At 50.8% G+C, this 18,836-nt stretch carries 19 protein-coding genes and 1 pseudogene; 15 read left to right on the forward strand and 5 right to left on the reverse strand.

Annotated elements, in window-relative coordinates; translation table 11 throughout:
* The first annotated feature begins 45 nt into the window (after window positions 1-45).
* Window positions 46-849, forward strand: a complete 804-nt coding sequence (locus ET464_RS19405; protein WP_129443813.1) for an alpha/beta hydrolase — start codon at window positions 46-48, stop codon at window positions 847-849.
* A gap of 63 nt (window positions 850-912) precedes the next feature.
* On the opposite strand, the gene ET464_RS19410 is transcribed toward ET464_RS19405, so the two are convergent.
* Window positions 913-1,161, reverse strand: a complete 249-nt coding sequence (locus ET464_RS19410) for a hypothetical protein (RefSeq protein WP_129443815.1) — start codon at window positions 1,159-1,161, stop codon at window positions 913-915.
* Window positions 1,162-1,345: 184 nt separating this feature from the next.
* Here ET464_RS19410 and ET464_RS19415 point away from each other — a divergent pair, with 184 nt between their 5' ends.
* From ET464_RS19415 to ET464_RS19430, 4 genes are all read left to right on the forward strand, one after another.
* Entirely contained in the window at window positions 1,346-1,582 is a 237-nt protein-coding gene (locus ET464_RS19415) for a hypothetical protein (RefSeq protein ID WP_129443817.1), read from the forward strand.
* Between the two features lie 219 nt (window positions 1,583-1,801).
* A complete protein-coding gene (locus ET464_RS19420) occupies window positions 1,802-2,053 on the forward strand; it encodes a hypothetical protein (protein ID WP_129443819.1) in 252 nt (83 codons plus the stop codon).
* Window positions 2,054-2,181: 128 nt separating this feature from the next.
* Window positions 2,182-2,370: a hypothetical protein gene (locus ET464_RS19425; protein ID WP_165280064.1), complete on the forward strand. Its 189-nt coding sequence runs from the start codon at window positions 2,182-2,184 to the stop codon at window positions 2,368-2,370.
* A complete protein-coding gene (locus ET464_RS19430) occupies window positions 2,367-2,594 on the forward strand; it encodes a hypothetical protein (protein ID WP_129443823.1) in 228 nt (75 codons plus the stop codon). The genes ET464_RS19425 and ET464_RS19430 overlap by 4 nt, the downstream gene beginning before the upstream one ends.
* A gap of 159 nt (window positions 2,595-2,753) precedes the next feature.
* Here ET464_RS19430 and ET464_RS19435 read toward each other — a convergent pair whose 3' ends face one another.
* Window positions 2,754-3,917 (reverse strand): metallophosphoesterase, encoded by a 1,164-nt coding sequence (locus ET464_RS19435; RefSeq protein WP_129443825.1) that lies wholly within the window; start codon window positions 3,915-3,917, stop codon window positions 2,754-2,756.
* A 299-nt stretch (window positions 3,918-4,216) separates the two neighbouring features.
* Here ET464_RS19435 and ET464_RS19440 point away from each other — a divergent pair, with 299 nt between their 5' ends.
* From ET464_RS19440 to sda, 3 genes are all read left to right on the forward strand, one after another.
* Window positions 4,217-6,376 carry a DNA topoisomerase III gene (locus tag ET464_RS19440; protein ID WP_129443827.1) on the forward strand — a complete coding sequence of 720 codons (2,160 nt, stop codon included), beginning with the start codon at window positions 4,217-4,219 and terminating at the stop codon, window positions 6,374-6,376.
* Between the two features lie 246 nt (window positions 6,377-6,622).
* Entirely contained in the window at window positions 6,623-7,294 is a 672-nt protein-coding gene (locus ET464_RS19445) for a YheC/YheD family protein (RefSeq protein WP_129443829.1), read from the forward strand.
* A 267-nt stretch (window positions 7,295-7,561) separates the two neighbouring features.
* Window positions 7,562-7,717, forward strand: coding sequence for a sporulation histidine kinase inhibitor Sda (gene sda / locus ET464_RS19450; protein ID WP_129443831.1), 156 nt, complete (start codon window positions 7,562-7,564; stop codon window positions 7,715-7,717).
* Window positions 7,718-7,748: 31 nt separating this feature from the next.
* Here sda and ET464_RS19455 read toward each other — a convergent pair whose 3' ends face one another.
* Together ET464_RS19455 and ET464_RS19460 are read right to left on the reverse strand one after the other, a co-directional pair.
* On the reverse strand, window positions 7,749-7,985 hold the full coding sequence (locus tag ET464_RS19455; protein WP_129443833.1) for a hypothetical protein: 237 nt from the start codon (window positions 7,983-7,985) through the stop codon (window positions 7,749-7,751).
* A 114-nt stretch (window positions 7,986-8,099) separates the two neighbouring features.
* A pseudogene (locus tag ET464_RS19460) lies at window positions 8,100-9,100 on the reverse strand (NAD(P)/FAD-dependent oxidoreductase).
* Window positions 9,101-9,408: 308 nt separating this feature from the next.
* Here ET464_RS19460 and ET464_RS19465 point away from each other — a divergent pair.
* From ET464_RS19465 to ET464_RS19475, 3 genes are all read left to right on the forward strand, one after another.
* Window positions 9,409-10,602 carry an NAD(P)/FAD-dependent oxidoreductase gene (locus ET464_RS19465; RefSeq protein ID WP_129444607.1) on the forward strand — a complete coding sequence of 398 codons (1,194 nt, stop codon included), beginning with the start codon at window positions 9,409-9,411 and terminating at the stop codon, window positions 10,600-10,602.
* On the forward strand, window positions 10,602-10,877 hold the full coding sequence (locus ET464_RS19470; RefSeq protein ID WP_129443835.1) for a hypothetical protein: 276 nt from the start codon (window positions 10,602-10,604) through the stop codon (window positions 10,875-10,877). Before ET464_RS19465 ends, ET464_RS19470 begins: the two co-directional genes overlap by 1 nt.
* Before the next feature lie 139 nt (window positions 10,878-11,016).
* Window positions 11,017-12,861, forward strand: coding sequence for a PAS domain S-box protein (locus ET464_RS19475; protein ID WP_165280065.1), 1,845 nt, complete (start codon window positions 11,017-11,019; stop codon window positions 12,859-12,861).
* Window positions 12,862-12,950: 89 nt separating this feature from the next.
* On the opposite strand, the gene hemQ is transcribed toward ET464_RS19475, so the two are convergent.
* Window positions 12,951-13,694, reverse strand: coding sequence for a hydrogen peroxide-dependent heme synthase (hemQ, locus tag ET464_RS19480; protein ID WP_129443839.1), 744 nt, complete (start codon window positions 13,692-13,694; stop codon window positions 12,951-12,953).
* Window positions 13,695-13,856: 162 nt separating this feature from the next.
* Here hemQ and ET464_RS19485 point away from each other — a divergent pair, with 162 nt between their 5' ends.
* The 4 genes from ET464_RS19485 to ET464_RS19500 all read left to right on the forward strand — a co-directional run bounded on the left by ET464_RS19485 (window position 13,857) and on the right by ET464_RS19500 (window position 18,816).
* Entirely contained in the window at window positions 13,857-14,144 is a 288-nt protein-coding gene (locus ET464_RS19485; protein WP_208543870.1) for a YuiB family protein, read from the forward strand.
* 143 nt (window positions 14,145-14,287) lie between these two features.
* On the forward strand, window positions 14,288-15,808 hold the full coding sequence (locus ET464_RS19490; RefSeq protein WP_129443843.1) for a replication initiation and membrane attachment family protein: 1,521 nt from the start codon (window positions 14,288-14,290) through the stop codon (window positions 15,806-15,808).
* 51 nt (window positions 15,809-15,859) lie between these two features.
* Entirely contained in the window at window positions 15,860-16,816 is a 957-nt protein-coding gene (gene dnaI / locus ET464_RS19495; protein WP_129443845.1) for a primosomal protein DnaI, read from the forward strand.
* A 254-nt stretch (window positions 16,817-17,070) separates the two neighbouring features.
* Window positions 17,071-18,816, forward strand: a complete 1,746-nt coding sequence (locus ET464_RS19500) for an ABC transporter substrate-binding protein (protein WP_129443847.1) — start codon at window positions 17,071-17,073, stop codon at window positions 18,814-18,816.
* Window positions 18,817-18,836: the final 20 nt, after the last annotated feature.

Genomic DNA, 18,836 nt, shown 5'->3' on the forward strand with positions numbered 1-18,836 from the left:
ACAATAACTCTGGTTTTATTCTTTTATAAAGGAAGGTATATACCTATGAATACTGTTGAATCCGTTGTGTTATGGCCGGAAGGCCATCCGCTTGCGCCTGGGCCTGCGGAAGGCCAAGTGATGCTGACGCCTTATTTGCTGCCGTCTCATAAGCCGCTGGCTGCAGTCATTGTATTGCCTGGCGGCGGGTATGCCCGCCGGGCGGAGCATGAAGGCAAGCCGATTGCGGAATGGCTCAACCGCACCGGCATTCATTCGTTTGTGCTGGATTACCGCGTTGCGCCAAACCGGCATCCGCTGCCGCTGGCCGATGCGCAAAGGGCAATCCGTTATGTACGCTGCCATGCGGAACAATACGGCGTGGATCCGGAGCGGGTAGGAATTGTTGGCTTTTCCGCAGGCGGGCATCTCGCTTCCACGGCAGGTACGCATTTTGACCTGGGTGACGCTGCAAGCGGCGATCCGGTTGAACGTTACAGCAGCAGGCCGGATTTGATGGTGTTAGGTTATCCGGTTATCTCATTTGGCGAATTCCGCCATAACGGTTCCAAAGCGAATCTGATCGGGGAAGATGCGCCGGATGAGCTGGTGCAGCTGCTGTCCAATGACAAACAGGTTACGCCGCAAACGCCGCCCGCGTTTCTGTGGCATACGGAAGATGACGGCGCCGTTCCCGTTGAGAATAGCCTGTTGTTCGCCGCTGCATTAAGAAGAAACGGCGTACCGCATGAGGTGCATGTATTTGAAAGCGGCCGGCACGGGCTTGGACTGGCGGAGGGGGAACCGGAGACGTACATGTGGCCGCTGTTATGTGCCAATTGGCTGCGAAGAAGAGGCTTCATCCGTTAAATGTGAAAAGAGACCGCCGTTTGCGATTAAGAAACGACGGTCTCTTTGTACGTTTTCTCCGTATTAATATACTTGATTAATCTTGTCGATCGGAATGATAACGATGCGGCCATTATAGGCAATCCCAACAGAAGCATTCCCGAAAGTGCTGCTGCTGCCGCCGCTATTGATTATAGTGTCTGTTGTAGTCGTCGTTGTGACACCCGAAACAAAAGCAACCGTTCCGCAAATAATTCTGTTATTATCGGCTCTTTCAATCGTAACCGGAAGAAGATTGTCAGCGCGCGATTGCAGGAATGATAATATATCCATTCGTGTCCACTCCTTTCTATTCAAGTAATAGTATCGTATGCAAGCGAAGATGGACATGCTCTAGACTCCTTCTTCATTTGCTATACTTCAGGTTTAAAAAAGTTGCAAAAGCTGGGCTTTTGCCGGTGCCCGTAGGCAGATGGGGAACATTTAATGCAATAAGACCAGAAGGAGGCGGCACACGATGAAGTGGACTCAGCGGTTAATGCTTTTTAAACGGCTGCTCATTAACGTTCAGCTGCGGCTGGTCGACGGATCAACCGTCAGCGGGCCAATATTAGGCGTCCAGGAGGATTTTGTGACGATTGATGATAGGATGCTGAACGTATTGGACATCCCGTTCACTTCCATCGTTTTTATTGCCCCAGTTCATGTGACTCATCCAACCCGTCAGGTACCGCGCAAAAGAAAGAGCAAATGAAATCCCTCCTGAACACTATCATTCTATTAGCGACTATTAGAATCGGTTACGGTCAATCGCGTAATTTAAGAGAATCTGGATACATAGGTTTGGCCTAATGACCTGCTTCATCCCCTGCATCGACAAAGATTACACGAATATACTCATCTATTCGTCCAAACGATTAATCTATGAACTTAATAAACTAGTACTATCTGCTAGAGGGAGGAGGCACAGCAAATGAGCAACAACCATAATCATAGAAGCGCCGTTAACTCTGCTGCCAGTTTTCTGCTTACTCTGAATCCAGGAACACTAGTTGCCTTTCAATATGATGGAGGCGGTCTAGGCGGTTTGTGGAGGGGGAATTTTCAAGGTGTCGACACACTTGGAAACGCGTTGTTTACCAATGTAGTAAACGCAAATGGCACGACAACGATATCAGGCATTACTCGCGTGCGTCTCAATACGATCAATTCGGTTAGCCTGTAAGGAGCGCAATATGGGCTTGGGGGCCGCCACCGGCGGCTTCTGTACATAGTCCGGGCGGGCATCCGCCCGGCCGCCGGGTACCCGCCTTGAATATAATACAGCAACTCAAGGTGAAGGATGGAAAGCGGATGCCGCAAATGCCATTAACGGTATTGTACCAGCTGGCGCCGGGCACGAATGTGTTTGTCTGGTTTGACAGCTCCGGATTTATTTTTGCGCGGTTTGAAGGAGTGGCCGGGAATACGGCGCATTTTGTCATTGGAGGCAGCCTGCTGCTGCGGGTTGATGTTCATGCGATAAAGGCGGTGCTCACATGAAACGAAAAAAACGCTCCCGAAGGAGCGTTGTTTCCGTGCAGGCGGCGCAAGCGGCGAACCCGTATGCGCTCACTTTAAGGCTGTCGCCCGAGCAGTCGCGCAAGCTGTTTGCCGCAGCCGCTGCAGAGCCTGAGTTTGCGAGGCGGTTATCTGCAGCGATCCGCGAAGGCAACTTGCCGCTTATGCGCAGCCTGTTTCGGGCGAGAGGCATCCGGCCGGACTAATCCATCGTCCCAGCCGCCAAGATCGGGCGATGCTGAGCCGGTACGGCTCGCTCGCCTGCCCAACAGCCAATCTGCCGGCTGCAGAACCGCCCGCCCGGCAGCCGGTCTGCGGGGAATAACCGCGCGCAGCCCCGGAGGATGGCCGTACGCCGTTAAGAACTATACCGCTTCCGGCTCAAACGTAACCTCGACCTGCACGATTTCGGCGCGGCTTGCAATCCGGACCGGAGGTCCCCAAGTGCCGAAGCCGGAAGAGACGATGGCATGGAGGCGGCCTTTGTGCAAATAGCCGTAATCCAGCTCAAACATCCTTCTAGTGATCCAGTGATTGGGGGCAAATTGCCCGCGATGCGTATGGCCGGATAACGAAATGTCAATGCCGTTGTCTGCAATCGCATCCAGGTCGGAAGGCTGGTGGTCCATCATAATAAGCGGCAGCTGCTTGTTCAAGCTGGCGGTCAGTTCTTCCACATTAAGCCGTCCGCCGAAGTCAGGGCGCGCCGCTGTTAAGTCTTTACGCCCGATCAGGTAAAAGCTGTTGTCGATCAGCACATGTTCATCCTGCAGCACGCGGATGCCGATGGCGTTCATTTCCTTGATGTAGGTTGGAATATGGCCGCCGTAATATTCATGATTGCCAAGCACCGCATAGACGCCTAACGGAGCTGAAAGCTTGCTCATAATACCGGACATGTTGTTCCGGATATACGGCTCGATATCTTCGTCAATGACGTCTCCCGGAAACAGGATCAGATCCGGTTTCATCCGCTCAAGTTCTTTGTGCAGCCGGGATAAATGGCGGTTGCCTACGATCGTGCCAAGATGCAGATCGGATGCGACAGCAATCCGAAGCTTGTGTCTGCCGCCGGCCTGTTTCGCAACCGAAACCCGGTATGTATGGACAATAGGCGTCCAAGCATTCCAGGATCCTCGTATGATCAGCGCAGCAATCAATACGACGACAACCGAACCGACGACGGTTACATATTGGTCTGAAGAAACGTCAAGCGCTTTTAAAATAAGAGCGGCAATGTCGGCCAGCGGCAGCAGTATCATGGCATATTCAAGCACGACCAGCCAATAGGAGCCGATCAGCTTCAGCGCTCTGGCAGGCAAGCTGACAGCGGGAATCCGGACGGATTGGCCGGCGCGTCCGATAATAAATGCGATGGCGATCAATATCATAATGGCCGAATATAAGCCGGCATGCTGAATATCAAACAGCGAAGCGAGGAATACCCAGCCGTTCCAGCCGATATACCAGACAAGCAGCCCGTAAATGACGGCAAACGAAGCGACGGTGCCCACGAGTTTAAGCTTCAAGGAAACAACCTCCTTATGTATGAAATAGGAATCAGGTTTGACTTGGTTTTTACTATATCATAACGCCTTTTGGCCGGTAAAATAATGTTATTGTAACTTCTTTTGACTTTTTGCGCTGATCGCGGCATTGCGGCAGTTAGCCGCCAAAGCAAGGTGCAGCCCGGCAGAGGGCATAGTCACGATATGGAGCCGGATGCCGGCGAATAACAGCCAGCCGCAAGCCAATGGTATTCGAATAGCAGTTCGGACGGTATAATGGGAAGGTGGTTAAAGGATTAGCAGCGAATGGAGTGTAAATCATGTCGAAGTCACTTGTACTTGCGGAAAAGCCTAGCGTAGCCAAAGAAATCGCGCGCGTGCTCGGCTGCGGGCAAAAACATAAAAGCTACATCGAAGGGCCGGAATATGTTGTAACCTGGGCGCTTGGCCATCTTGTTACGCTGGCAGAGCCGGAGGATTATGATGCCAAATATAAAACATGGAATTTGGAAGATTTGCCGATTTTGCCGAATGAGATGAAGCTGAAAACGTTAAAGGAAACATCGCATCAATATCGCGCTGTAGCGGACTTGTGCCGCCGGCACGATATTGGAGAGCTTATTATTGCAACAGATGCAGGACGGGAAGGGGAACTTGTCGCCCGCTGGATTATGGAGCTCGTGCGCTGGCGCAAGCCGTTTAAGCGGCTCTGGATTTCATCGCAGACGGATAAGGCGATCCGCGACGGATTTGCGGCGCTTCGGCCCGGCCGCGATTATGATGCGTTGTACGCTTCGGCGGTTTGCCGCGCGGAAGCCGACTGGCTGATCGGGCTGAATGTTACCCGTGCGCTGACAGCCAAATATAACGCCCAGCTTGCGGCAGGCCGGGTGCAGACGCCAACGCTGGCCATGCTGATGGACCGTGAAAAAGAGATTAACCAGTTCCAGCCGAAGCCTTATTGGACGGCAGCGGTTTCCTATGGTTCGTTTACCGCCCAGTGGCGTTCGGATGCATCGCCGGACGGACGGTTGTGGTCGCGCGAGGAGGCGGATTTGACGGCTGCCCGCCTGAAAACCGGCGAGGCGAAGGTGGAGAGTATCCGCACCACCGATAAGCAGGAGCCGCATCCCGAAGCATATGATTTGACCGAACTGCAGCGCGATGCGAACCGGCGGCTTGGCTTCTCGGCCAAGCATACTTCCAGCGTGCTTCAGAAGCTGTACGAGCAGCACAAGCTGGTAACGTACCCGAGGACCGATTCGCGGCATTTGCCAAGCGATATGGTGCCGACCTTGAAAGGGCGGCTGGAATGCGTTGCCGTCGGGCCGTATGCGCAGCCCGCGCGCAAGCTGCTCCGCAGCCCGTTGCCGATTACAAAACGTGTGGTGGATGACAGCAAAATCAGCGATCACCATGCCATTATTCCTACCGAAGAATATGTGAATCTAAACGCTTTAAGCACCGATGAGCGCAAGTTGTACGATTTAATTGTGCGCCGGTTTATCGCGCTGTTTTATCCGCCGTACCGTTATGCCGAGACGGCGGTTACGCTTGCTTGCGGCACGGACCGGCTGCATGCGAAAGGCCGCGTACAGAAAGAGCTTGGCTGGAAGGAGCTGTACAGCGGCAGCCCGCAGCCGGTGGACGACGAGGATGAGGAGGATGGCAGGAGAGCGGCTGAACGCGACGCCGACCAGCTGCTGCCGGAGCTGCAGGAAGGACAGTGGCTGACCGGCGGGCGCGTGCAGGTGAAGGAGCAGCGCACACAGCCGCCGGCCCGGTATACGGAAGCAACGCTGCTGACCCGGATGGAGAAGCACGGGCTCGGCACCCCGGCAACACGTGCGGATATCATTGAAAAGCTGCTCGGAACGGAAACGATTGAGCGCAGGCAAAACCAGCTTGTCCCAACCGTCAAAGGGAAGCAGCTGATTGAGCTGGTTGTCGACGAGCTGCGCCGTCCGGAGCTTACCGCCGAATGGGAGCGGGAGCTGGAGCGCATTGCTAAAGGCAAAGGCGACCCGAAAGCATTTATGGCCGGCATCCGCAAGCAGGCGGACAAATGGGTCCAGGAAGTAAAGCGGGAAACGAAAGAGTACAAACCGCATAACCTGACCCATTCGCGTTGTCCGGAATGCGGCAAGCCGCTGCTTGAAGTGAAAGGCAAGCGCGGCAAATCGTTTGTATGCTCGGACCGCGAATGCGGCTACCGCCGCGCAGCGGAGCCGGCGCTTTCCAATAAGCGCTGTCCGCAATGCCATAAGCGGATGGAGATTCATACCGGCAAAGCTGGCAAATACGCGCAATGCAGAAGCTGCAACGTTATCGAAATGCTGGATGGCAGCAAAGCCGGAGGGCGGACCAACCGGAAACAGCAGCAGCGCATGATCGAGCAGTACAGCGACAACGTATCGCTGTCGAGCAGCCTCGGCGATGCGCTGAAAGCTGCATTGCTGAAGACGGAGGACGAGTCTTAACGTTCTTCCCGAAGATGGAACAATACGCAGAAAAGAGGACTGTTTTCCCCGCCGCAGCGCTGATGGCGGGCGGAGGCAGTCTTTTTCTGCTGCGCCGGCGCAAATAAAGCATTAAGACCGGCATGGCGTTTGCCGGGGTTATCAATCTAGGAAATTAAGGCTGGAAACCTCTGTAAATCATCCAAGAGACAGCCGTCTCAGCGGCATATGCTAGAAGTAAATAGCAGATAAAGGAGATTGATAGAGATGGGTGAATATTCAGGAAGGCAGCTGGCCAGCAAATGGATCAAAACCGGAGCGCTTTTGTCCCATCATGAAATTGCGCCTCATATTCCGCCGACAAGAAAATATTCCGGAGAAGCGCTGCAAGCGATGCTGAACGTTCACGGAATGGTCGTCATCAAGCCGGTCGTCGGAGCGGGCGGTCATGGCGTTATCAAGGTTGCAAAAGAAGGCGGGCGCTATTCGTATACGTATTATGCCCGCAAACAAACCTTCTCCAGCTTTCAGGCCATGAAGCAGTCGCTCGATAAACTTCGCAAAGGCCGCAGCTATTTGATTCAAAAAGGGATTGAGCTCGCGCGCGTAAACGGCCGTCCGATTGACTACCGGGTGAAATATGTGAAAACCGACACAGGCTGGCAATACCGTTCGATGGTTGGACGTATTGCCAAAAAAGGGCTGTTTGTAACAAACCTGTGCCGCGGAGGCGTAATGGTGAAAGCGGCCGATGGCATTCGCCAATCGTTTTCTTCTTCTCATGTAGCGGCGAAAAAACAAAAGATGCGCAGGCTGACGGAGCTGTCCACCGGGGTTCTGGAGAATCGTTTCCCGGGCATCGGCCAGCTTGGGTTCGATTACGGCATCGATCGTTCAGGGAAAATATGGATCTTCGAAGTCAATACAAGACCGCAATAATAATAGCTAATGGCATTAAAATATTCATTTGATAGATTCGTAGATAGCAATTAAAGTTTTTTATAGAATTGATCTGTTAAGCGGCTGTGAATAAATCTATCCACATCACTAACAGCACTTATTCCTCATAATTCGACTGGTATCCACACGCCATTCACATCATATCCACAGGGATATGTGCATAAGCGGAACGGTTGTTCTCTCTTTTGGGCACATGATACTATGAGATTGGAAATGAGGAATGATAGAAGGAAGGATGTGGTAACGATGGAGTTGCTTTCGGATGAGCTTTTGATTGAAACGCTCAGAGCAGCGATACAATATGAATTGGACCAGGAATTTATACAAATGCTGCAAGCGGAACTGAAACGCAGGCAAATCAATTCGGATCAGGACGCATTAAGCAAACGTAAATTTGCCTAACGGTTCATCTGGCGGATAATCGGGGATCGCATTATTGCCATTCGGCAACTGCGATTTCAAATACGGAGCCGCAGCTTTGGCAGCCGCACACATGGCTGCATTTGCCTTGGCTTTGGCCGGATGTACGATTCTCGAAAGAACCGATGGATTCGTACGGGGAATAAGGGCCGGCTAAATCCGACAGTCTTCCCCAATCATCAGCAGGTTCATTGCAAGACGGGCATACCGCCTGCACCGTGTCCAGTCCGTTGCATACCGGGCAAAACATAAGGGTGTCCCTCCCACAGCGGATTTCCAGGCTGCTTATGCAGCGCTTTATTTCCTTAGCCGAGTTTAGGATACCCTTCGTTTATTTTTTTACCCGTTTTTGTACCGGACGGTTTTACAATTTCAAGTTGCTGCTATGTCCTGGAGACAGCTTGGCTGTCGGGTCGATGTATACTTTGGCATTATTGACCGCCGTAGGCGCTTCGCCGAATCCTACAGCAATCAGCTTCAGCTTGCCCGGATAGGTCGTTATATCTCCTGCCGCAAAGATGCCGGGCACATTGGTTTCCATACGCGTATCAACGGCGATGGAGCCTCCTTCAATCGTAATTCCCCAATCCGCAATCGGGCCAAGCGACGATACAAAACCAAAGTTGACGATAACCGCATCCACCTCAAGCTCCGTTAGCTCTTTCGTTTTAACATCGGCCAGCGTTACTTTACGAATCTCATCTTCGCCGTGAAGGGCGGCAATTTCTACAGGCGTAATGATGTTGACGGAAGAGTTCATCAAATTGCTGACACTATGCTCATGTGCACGGAACTTGTCGCGCCGGTGGACAAGCGTTACGCTTTCGGCAATCGGCTCCAGCATTAGCGACCAGTCTACCGCAGAGTCGCCGCCGCCGCTGATCAGCACTTTTTTTCCTTTAAACTTCTGCAAGTCCCCTACGAAATAATGCAGATTTTTTTTCTCATACCGCTCTGCTCCCGGCAGCTCCAGCCGTCTTGGCTCAAATGCGCCGACACCGGCCGTAATGATGACCGCTTTGGCATAATGGGTTTCCACGTTGGTCACAACCTCAAACAGCCGTTCATCCTTTTTGGTGACCTGAAGCACTTTTTCTTCCAGCCTTACTTCCGGCTTGAACAGCTCCAGCTGCTCCTTTAACCGGTCCACCAGCTCCTGAGCCGTTACTTTAGGGAAACCCGCGACGTCATAAATATATTTTTCAGGATAAAGCGCGGCCAGCTGCCCGCCAAGAGCAGGCATGCTTTCGATAATTTTGACAGATGCTTGGCGCATGCCTCCGTAAAATGCGGCAAACAGGCCGGCCGGACCTCCCCGATAATGATAATGTCCACAATTTGATCCGTTCTCTGTGTATCGGTCATGATGGCACCCTCCGTAATGTTTAGAATGTTAAGAATATTTTCATTATACTGCCTAGGCGCACAATAGGAAAGTTCGGAAAGCCTTTTGATTTGTAGGCATTTCTAAACTTTTTCGTACATTTTAACCCTTGAACTTTTACTGAAAAATCGGTAATATTTCTGTTGTATCTAGAGGGAACCTACTTATAAATAAATAGACCATGACAGAACACACTCTTGCTAAATGCCGAACATCAATCGTTTAGCTGGTTTTGTGTAATTTTTCACATATGGAACGATGAAGAGCAGACGATTGGATGGGATTACGTATGAGCAACATTCCAAAGATAGTGATACTGGGGGCCGGATACGGCGGTATTTTGACCGCTCTACGCCTGCAGAAAGAACTTAATTATAATGAAGCAGACGTTACGCTGGTTAATAAACATGATTACCACTACATTACGACACATTTGCATATGCCGGCTGCCGGCACGGATAATCCGGAGAATGCACGGGTGAACATCTCGAAGCTGATTGACGAATTTAAAATCGACTTTGTCAAATCAACCGTTGTCCAAATCCGTCCGCAGGACCGGAAAGTCATTTTGGAAGACGGCACGCTTTCTTATGATTATTTGGTAATCGGACTTGGCGGGGAGCCGGAGACATTTGGCATTCCGGGCCTCGGCGATTATGCGATGAATATCCGGAGCATCAATTCGGTGCGCCTGATCCGCGAGCATATCGAATATCAGTTTGCCCGTTATAAACGTGAACCGCACCGGACCGATTATTTAACGTTTGTTGTCGGCGGCGCAGGCTTCACCGGCATTGAATTTGTCGGCGAGCTTTCCGACCGTCTCCCGCAGCTGTGCAAACAGTTTGATGTGGATCCGACGCTGGTGAAGCTGTACAATATCGAAGCGGCTCCAACGGCATTGCCGGGGTTTGACCCGGAACTGGTGGAATATGCGATGGATGTACTGACGAAAAAAGGCGTTACCTTCCGCATCGGCACAGCCATTAAGGAGTGCAAGCCGGATGGCGTTGTAGTTGGCGAAGGGGAAGAAATTAAGTCGGCTACCGTGATTTGGACCGGGGGCATTCGCGGCAACCGCCTGATTGAAGAAGCGGGTTTCGAAACGATGCGCGGGCGGGTCAAAATCGACGAGCATCTGCGTGTTCCTGGAATGGATAATGTCTATGTGCTTGGCGACAACTCGCTTGTGTTTGGGCCGGAGGGCCGCCCTTATCCGCCGACAGCGCAAATCGCGATGCAGCAGGGCGTTACTTGCGCTCATAACTTGGTTGCCTCCATCCGGAACCAGCCGCTTAAAGGGTTTGAGTTCAGCAATAAAGGCACCGTAGCTTCGCTTGGCAAAGGAGAAGCGATCGGCATCGCTTTCGGCAAAAAATATAAAGGACGGTCGGCGGCTTGGCTTAAAAAAATGATCGACCTCCGTTACTTGTTTATTATCGGCGGCATACCGCTAGTTCTTCGTAAAGGGAAGTTTTTCTAATGCGGCACTGCAGCGTTCAAGTACGCGGTTTGCTTACAAGAGAGGAATTGGACCGTTATAATGCGTTAATGGAAGCCGGTTCGTTCCTGGAATCGCAAAACCGCTATGACCTGGCCTATACGATTCAAAAAGAAGTGGATTTGCTTATTCAGCCGGCCATCGAGCGGTTGAAGGAAAAAGGCCGGGAGAGAGACCGGGCAACGGAACGTTATTTGGAAGAGAAGCGGCTTAACGCGCTTCAGCTTGCGGATGAGGACGACGAAGAGAATAGTTGATACAGGATTTAACAAAAATCGCCACTTTAGGCTTAAATAGCCCAATTGGCGATTTTTTTTGCAGTTCAGGAAGGTGACTGGGCCCTTTATGTGGAAACCGTTTAAGTATACATTTTTTGCGGGTATGAGGTGGGGTTTTGTGAACAAGCGAATAGATGTGCAGCACACACAGCTAGTCGTAAGCCGCTTGAGGGAAAGTGAAGAGCGTTATCGCTGCTTGGTCGAACAATTGCCGGACGCTCTCCTCGTATTTGCTGACTATGAAATCGTATACGTGAACTCATCGGCCGTACAGCTGCTTGGCGCCAGCACTTCTGAAGAACTTATCGGCAAGCCGGTAGTCCAGTTTATGCTTCCGGAAAACATTCAAACTTTAACAGCCGAGATCGAAGCTATTTTAAAAATAGCGCCATCCAAACCGGAGCTCATGAAGCAAACGCTGATTCGGCTTGACCACCAGCCTATCGATGTTGAAGTGAAAGCCATTCCGGTGAAATTCGCCGGCCGCCATGCAGTCCAACTGATCATCCGAGACGTGTCGGAACGCAAAAAGATGGAAGAAACGCTTGTAGAGACAGGGAATTTGTACCGCAGCCTGCTGGAAAACACGGTTGCAGGCGTTATTTTGGCGCATGAGCATCAAACCGTGTACGCCAACCCGTATCTTGTAAATACGTTAGGTTATTCGCTGAAACAATTTTTGGAGCTGCGTCCGCTCGAATTTTTGATCGAAGAGGAACGGTTGAGCCTGCAGGAGAAGCTGCTAAGCAGCAGGGAGAATCTCAGGCTTGGCTTCAGCGGCAGAGGCATGACAAGGGATGGCCAAATCGTCTATCTGGAAGGCTCCTTCACCCGGGTCCAATACGCCGGCAAGCCTGCCATACTGGGCACACTTCATGATGTTACGTTCAAAAAGGAACGGGAAGACGAACTTCGCGAGACGGCCAATATGTATAAGCGGCTTATTAAATTTATTCCGGAGCCCATTGTTTTGTCGGATGAAGGCATCGTTCTGTATGCCAACAACTCAGCGCTTGATATGCTTCAGCTGAAAGAGGAAAAAGATTGGCTTGGGCAGTCGATCTTTCAGTTTATTCATCCCGTTTATCATGCTGATTCGGTGGAGGTGCTGAGCAGAGTGCTGGAAACCGATCTGCCGAGCCCTTTTATAGAACGGCAGCTGGTGCGGTCGGACGGCACCTTGATCGAAGTGGAGCTGTCGAGCATCCGAATCCGCAATTATATGAACAAAACGGTTATCCTATCGGTCATCCGGGATTTGACGGAACGCAAACGTTCGGAGGAAATGCTTGTTCGGTCGGAGAAGCTGTCGCTGATCGGCCAGATGGCCGCCGGCGTAGGGCATGAAATCCGCAATCCGTTAACGGCTTTAAAAGGGTTCACGCAGCTGCTTCGGTCCCGAAATCAGGATGCGCTATTTTATTACGATATTATGATGAACGAGCTGGACCGGATCAGTCTCATCGTCGATGAATTTATGTCGCTGGCGAAACCGCATCTGTCCGAATTTAAGGAAACAACGATTGAGAAAATCGTGAAAAGCGTGATCTCTCTGCTGGACACGCAAGCCATTATGGTAGGCGTTGATATCGAGCTGGAGCTGGAGGAGGATTTGCCGACTGTATTCGGCGATGAAAATCAATTAAAGCAGGTTATTCTAAACGTCGTCAAAAATGGGATCGAAGCGATGCCTGACGGCGGACTCGTCCATATCTCCGCGAAACGAATGGATAATGACCGGTTATTGATCGCCATTCAAGACAATGGCGTTGGCATACCGGAGGAGCTGCTTTCCAAAGTCGGGGAGCCGTTCTTGACGACTAAAGATAAAGGAACGGGTCTTGGGCTGATGGTGTGCAACCGCATTGTAGATACTCATCACGGCGACTTGCAGCTCTTTAGCGTCAAAGGAGAAGGCACCCGGGTAGAAATTACGCTGCCGGCAATGAAGATTTCCGGATAAATCAAAAAACCTGCCGGACATTCAAGCCTCCTGTGAATCATGGACAGGAAGCCTGAATAGCCCGGCAGGTCTCTTTGCTTTTGGCCGGCTTACAGCTGAAGCAATGCGGCGAACTTCTGGCTGTCCAGCAAATTGCCGACATAAAAATCGCCAAAATCGCCGTATTTGGCGCTTACTTCATCAAAACGCATTTCATAAACAAGTTTCTTGAACTGAAGCGCGTCGTCTGCAAACAGCGTAACGCCCCATTCCCAATTGTCGAAGCCTACGGAGCCGGTAATGATTTGTTTGACCTTGCCGGCGTATTTGCGGCCGATCATGCCGTGGCTGCGCATCATGCCGCGGCGTTCTTCCATGCTGAGCATGTACCAGTTATCACTGCCGCTGCGGCGCTTGTTCATCGGATAGAAGCAGATATGGTTCGCTTTCGGCAGTGCCGGCTTCAGGCGCGCGACAACCTCCGGATTTTCCATAGGATCGCCGGAGCCGCCCATGTAGTTGCTTAACTCCACAACGCTTACATAAGAGTAAGCCGGAACGGTAAACTGGGCAAACAATGTTTTGTTAAAAGCGGTTTCGATGGCGTTCAAGTCTTCCAGCGTTTCGCGCAAATGCATAAAAACAAAATCGGCTTTCTGTCCGATAATGGAATAAACGGCCGTGCTGCCTTGTTTGTCCTGCACGACAGCCGCCCATTGTTGAAGGAAACCTTGAAGCTCGTCCAATGCTTTGGCGCGAGTCTGCTCCTCGGCTGCTCTCCATGCGGTCCAGTCCAGCTTGCGGAAATCGTGCAGGGCGTACCAGCCCTCCAGCGTTTGTGCTGCTTCACTCATTGCTAAAGTCAGCTCCTCTCAATTTGCTTCACTTTATTTATTGTAGCGTAACCGCTTTGTGAAGAGCAAATGTCGGACTTGTGACAAAAGAAGCCGATGAATTGACTTCCTTAATTCCATTATTTAAACTATTTTCTAGAGTTGGAAAGGGGATTAATGGGCATGCTTCAATTAATTGTGGCCGTGGTGCTTTTTTTTGTTATGATGTTTGGCATCGGGTTTATATTTAATATGCTTTTGAAGACAACTTGGTTTCCCATTTATTTGTTTATCATTGTGCTTGTTCCGCTGGGCATTTGGTGGACATGGGACGACTCGGAATCCGTATCGGCCAACTTTACTTCGTTTACGATCGTAGACGTACTGCCGGTCATCGGAGCGCTTGTCGGCGCTTATGTAAGCGGCTGGGCTATTCGCGCGCTGCGCCGCGGCGGCTACAAAATGTTCTGACGCGCTGATTGATACATAACGGTCCGGCCATGTTTTAATGGCGGGCCGTTTTTTACTCCTCTTATTTCTAGTTCGGAAAGAACCCTCCCTCTCAAAATTTATGTTAGAATAATAGAAAGTTTGAAACGGATGGAGTAGATGCAATGCGCATCGGCAATCTTTTGCAATATACCGAAAATCACCGTTATTATACGTTTCGCGATTTTTCGCTGAGCAGTCTTGACTATAAAATGCTGTCGCTTGTATACCAGCCGATGATCGGCGGACTGGCGATTGCTTTGTTTCATCAGCTTTATTACGGCGTTCCGGAAGGAAGCTGCGGTTATTCCGGCTTGGATACGCAGCGTAAGCTGCTGCTGGGTTTAGGCCTCGAAATGAATGAGCGCGGCCGGAGGCAGCTTATTGAGCAATGTTCTATGCTGGAAGCGGTAGGGCTGCTGCAGACGTCTCGGGTGGGCGTGCCGGAGCAATCGGAATTTGTTTACGAATATGAGCTGCTTGAGCCGTTGTCGCCAGGCGAGTTTTTCCGTAATTTGCATTTAACGATGCTGCTAAGGGACAAGATAGGCAAATACCCGCTTATTGCGCTTAGGGAAATGTTCGGCTCCAAAGAGCCGGACGAGCTGGCGGAATCGCAGCTGGAGAAAGAAAACATTTCGGTTCCGTTTTATGAAATATTCCGGCTGAATGCACAGTCTACCGATAACGAGCTGGAGCAGGCGTTAAGCGAGGTGGCTCCTGCGCGCCAGGCGGCTTCGCGTCCGCCGCTGGAATCGGCCAGGTTTACGTACGGCGAAATTATTATGCATTTTCCCCGTATGTCGGGCAACCGCAAATATGTGGAGAAGCTGCGCACCGATGCGGACCAGCTGACCCAAATCAATTACGTCGCTTACAAGTTTAATTTGAAGCTTCCGGATGTATGCTATTTGCTGGACGAAGAAGGGATCTTTCTCGAGAACGGTGAGCTTCTCATTGACGAGCTGCAGCTGCGGGCCGCGCAGCTGTATCGGCAGGATCAGAAGCGCCAAAACGACCGGGAGCGTGTATTGTCTCGTTCGAAGGAGCTGGAGCGGGAGCTTGATTCCGGCGATGAGCTTATTGAAGAACATGCTGTAGGCGAAGAACACTATTTGCCGGTGCCGTCGCAACTGGACGGCCGCTGCGATGTGCCGCAATACAATATGCTGATGCGAAATGAGCCGCGGACGAAGTTTTTGCAGCGGTTTTTTCCGGGAACAGTGCCGGATTTAATCGAACGGCTTTTTGAGCGGATCGAGTTTAATTACCGGCTTCCGGAACCGGTCATCAATGTGCTGATTCATTATGTGATCGGCAACAACGATTCCAAGCGGCTGTCGCGTACGTTTGTTGAATCGGTGGCTGCCAATATGCTTGTCAAGCAGGTCGATACGTTCGAGAAAGCGATTGGATATTTGAAGGACCAAGAACAGGTGGAAGCCGATAAAGAACGGCGCCAGTCCGGCGAACCGGCAGCAGGCGGAGGCAGGGCGCCAGCCAAGGGAGGACGGCGCGGCAGCGTATCCCGCAAGCCGGCCATTCCGGTTGTGCAAAGCATGCCGACCGGTGGAGCAGTGTCTCCCGAAGAGCTGGAAGAGCTGCGAAAGCTGGCGCGTGAGCTGGACGGCAACAGCAGCCGATAATCCAGGATGAAGACGAAACTATGCAACATGCAGAAAGGGTGGTAACGAGGTATGGAATCGCTGGGCGAATTGTTGAAAGGCTGGCCGCAGGCCTCTTCCATCCATGAACAAGCCGAACGCAAAATGTCCGAGCTGATGCAGGACCCGCTTGTCGAACGTCTGCTTGCCAAGCATCCGGAGCTGGACGCGGCAACGGTCCGGCTTAATCTGAACCGCGTATACCAATACGTTACGGAGTACCGGAATTGTACGAATTGCCCGGGACTGGACCAATGCCCAAACGATTTTGAAGGCCACTATACGCTGCTCTCCGTTGAAACGGCGGGTCCAAACGTGCAGCTGAACGACCGTAAAGTTTCTTGTAAAAAATTTATCGCCAAACGGAATGAGGAACAGATCCGCAGCCGTGTCCGCAGCTTTTATGTGGATGAGAAGGTGCTGCAGGGCGGATATTCTTCGGATGAAATATTAAATAAAGATGCAGAGCGGTTAAAAGCGGTTGGCCAAGTGCTGCGCTATACGATGAAGACGAAGGAGCAGGGGCTTCAGACGGAAGGGTTGTATTTGACCGGCAGCTTTGGCACCGGCAAAACGTTTCTTATGGGATACATGCTGCACGAGCTTGCCAAAGCCGGTTATTCAGGCGTTATCGTCTACATGCCGGACTTTGTTGAAGATTTGAAGGCGATGCTGCATGAGCCGGGCAAGCTAAAGGAAACCGTTGATTTAATGAAAGAAACGGATTTGCTCATTTTTGATGATATCGGGGCGGAGAATTTAAACCCGTGGGTAAGGGATCATGTGCTGGGATCTATTTTAAATTACCGGATGAACCGCAAGCCGACTTTCTATACGTCCAATTATGATTTGGATGCGCTTGAAATGCATTTCAGCTTTACGAATAAAGACGGCGACGAAAGGCATAAAGGAGAACGCCTGATGAACCGGGTGCGGCCTTATGTAGAAATCGTTCATGTAACTGGGAGCAACAAACGGGAGCGAATGTAGCTGCCTCTAATCCAATATCCCTAGGCAAATCGTTGTCTGGGGATATTTTGCATATATTGGTACAAATCGTTGCTAGATTATGTGGATTTTGTAAATACAACAGACAATATGAGACTGCATATGACAAAACATGTAAAGTATTTGTATATAAATTTCTGAAAAATATGATTATTTGGTATTTTCAAACGTGAAAAAGATGGTATAATTGTCACATCCATCATAATTAGTCCTAATAAATCAAGGAGGTATGTGGAATGACAAGTGCCAAGAAATGGATTTCTGTAACGCTCAGCATCATATTATTTGGGGTTTTATTGGCAGCATGTTCATCGAATTCTAACAACAACAAGGAGCCATCCACAGAGAGCCAGGCTCCAACTGCCTCTCCGACAGCAAGTGCAAGCGCAGAACCTTCAGCAGATCCGAACCAGCCGGTTGATGGCGGCAATCTTACGTTCAGTTCTTTCTCTGACATCGTATCTGTGAACCCGATTTATGTATCCGACACTGCATCAGGCGACGCAGCGAACTTCATTTATGCCAATATTTATGATTATGACCGTGAAGGTAATGTTGTAGTAGAACCATGGTCGCTTGCTTCTGATAAAGTACAAATCTCCGAGGATGGCTTGACCTACACGATCAAGCTGAAAACAACTGCAAAATGGAGCGACGGCCAGCCGGTTACAGCGGATGACGTTATTTATACGATTGATACGGTCCGCAATCCGGATGCAGGTGCTCCAGGCATCAGTTCCTATGACAAAGTAGACACCATTACGAAAGTTGACGATTATACCGTTCAAATTAAACTGAAGCAAGTATACGCGCCGTTTGAATACGTGCTTGTATCGTCAGTGGCTCCGGCTCATATCCTGAAGGATATTCCGGTTAAAGAGCTGCAGGACAATGCTTACGGCAAAGATCCTGCCAAAACGGTAACGAACGGCCCTTGGAAATGGACGGAGTGGAAACAAACGCAATATTTGACGTTTGATGCCGATCCGAACTATTGGGGTGAAACGAAACCTCATATCCAAAAAATTACTTACAAAATTTACGCCGACCAAAATACCGAAGTTCAAGCGCTGCTGAAAGGCGACGTAGACAGCACCCAAGCCATTCCGGTTACGCAGGTTGAAGCTGTTAAGAAAGACGGCAATATCCGCGTAAGCTCCAAGCCGGGTCCTACTTACGAATTTATGTCCTTTAACTTCAATAAAGATAACTGGAAAGACGGATTCGTACCGTTCGCAGGCCAAAAAACCCGCCAGGCGATCGCAACTGCGCTTAACCGCCAAGGCATGGTTGATAACGTGCTGAAAGGTACAGGCGCATTGATGAACGCGCCGTTCCTCCCAGGTTCCTGGGCAGATCCGGGCGACGCTGCCGTCAACTACCCGTATGACGCGGAGAAAGCAAAACAGCTGCTGGCCGAAGACGGCTGGGTAGCCGGCTCCGACGGCATCCTGACCAAAGACGGACACCGATTCTCGTTTGAATTGCAATACAACTCCGGCAACAGCCGGCGCGAGCAAGTATCGCAAATCATTCAGCAAAACCTGAAAGAAGTCGGCATCGAAGTAGTGCCGAAAGCGATCGACTTTGCCGCATGGGTGGATCAAAACTTGAACCCGGGCAAATATCAAGCCATATTGCTTGGCTGGTCGCTCAATAACCCGGACCCTGACGGCGAAAGCACATTCTCGTCCAAGTACTTCCCGCCGAACGGCCAAAACATGGGCTGGTACAAAAATGAAAAGCTCGACAAGCTGTGGGTAGACGGTTATTCGACGGTCAACCAAGACGAGCGTAAAGCGATCTATAAAGAAATCGGAACAGAAATTTCCACGGACTTGCCTTATGTATTCTTGTATCAATATTCGCTGCCACAAGGTATCGGTCCTAGAGTCCATTTTGCAGATGAAGACGCTCCAGAGCCAACTCTGCCATATGGTTACTTCTTCCGTGCAATCAACTGGTGGGTAACGGATAAATAAGAACTTGGGGCGAGAGGGGA

Source organism: Paenibacillus protaetiae (assembly GCF_004135365.1).
In the GTDB taxonomy this organism is placed as follows: Bacteria; Bacillota; Bacilli; order Paenibacillales; family Paenibacillaceae; genus Paenibacillus_AP; species Paenibacillus_AP protaetiae.